We start from the raw sequence: 1,154 nt of genomic DNA on the forward strand, positions 1-1,154 counted from the left end.
TATATAAGTTGAACTAAAGACGCTTGGAAGGAACTTCAAGATACCCGCGTCGAATAAGACACTACAACTTATTTGTACGGGTGATCGCGATGAAAACGATTGAAGAGCAATTACGTGATGTAGAACAACGATTAAAGCACGAGAAAAGCAGACGAATGTTCGAACGGTACCAGACTGTAAAGCTGTATCTGCTCGGCAAAACAAATGAGGATATTGCCTTAAGCATCGGGAGAAAGGAAAGTACGGTCAGCACCTACTTGCGACGTTATCGCCAAGACGGACTGGACGGTCTAGAGATGAAGTTTTCTCCCGGGCCACCAGAGCAATTGAGCAAAGAGCAACAAGAGAAGTTGAAAAAAATCATTATAGATGCTGTTCCGCATGACGTTGGATTCACTGCCAAATTCAACTGGACGCTGCAAATCATCGGTGAATACATTCATCGCGAATTTGGTAAAACGTACTCCCTTCGCGGGGTCTCCAAACTCATGCATCGGATGAGTTTGAGCTACACCAAACCTACCTACACGCTTGCCGCAGCTGACGAAGAAAAGCAACGTTTGTTTGTCGAAACGACATTTCCCGGGTTAAAAAAATTACGAGAACGGCGAAATTGATCACTTATTGTTTGAAGATGAGAGCATGATTCGCGATTATCAAGCCCTTCAAAAGACGTGGTTCGCAAAAGGCAAACAGCGGGTCATTAAGACGACAGGCAAGCATCGAGGAGTTAAACTTCTGGCCACGCTGGATTATGCCAAAGGCAAAATCGTTTGGAAAGAAGACGAACAGTACAATGCCGAAGCCTTCCTAGTGTTCTTGAAACAAGTCTTAGCAGCCTATCCAATAGGCAAAATCGTAATGGTGTTGGACAATGCACGAATTCATCATGCAAAGTTACTGCGAAGTTTTCTTCAAGAACAGGCAGGCCGTCTTGAACTTGTGTTTCTTCCACCCTACAGCCCTGAGTTGAACCTTGTTGAAGGGCTATGGAAGTGGCTGAAGGCGGATGTCATTAACAACGTTTTTTACCATACAACTGTAGAGATTCGCAAGAATGTTGGAGCATTTATGGACAACATTATGCAAGATCCAATGAAGATTATTGATCGGCTTTGTATTCGCATGTAAGTCTCATTAGTTCAACTTATATA

Annotated in this window: 1 protein-coding gene; it reads left to right on the forward strand. The window is 43.5% G+C overall.

Annotated elements, in window-relative coordinates:
• The first annotated feature begins 89 nt into the window (after positions 1 to 89).
• Positions 90 to 1,131 (forward strand): IS630 family transposase gene (locus FE783_RS37265; protein ID WP_202916330.1). Its coding sequence is split into 2 segments (ribosomal slippage): positions 90 to 599 and positions 601 to 1,131, totalling 1,041 coding nucleotides; the frame shifts between segments, so codons are not numbered across the junction.
• Positions 1,132 to 1,154: the final 23 nt, after the last annotated feature.

It is taken from the genome of Paenibacillus mesophilus, assembly GCF_005938385.1.
Lineage (GTDB): Bacteria > Bacillota > Bacilli > Paenibacillales > NBRC-103111 > Paenibacillus_AB > Paenibacillus_AB mesophilus.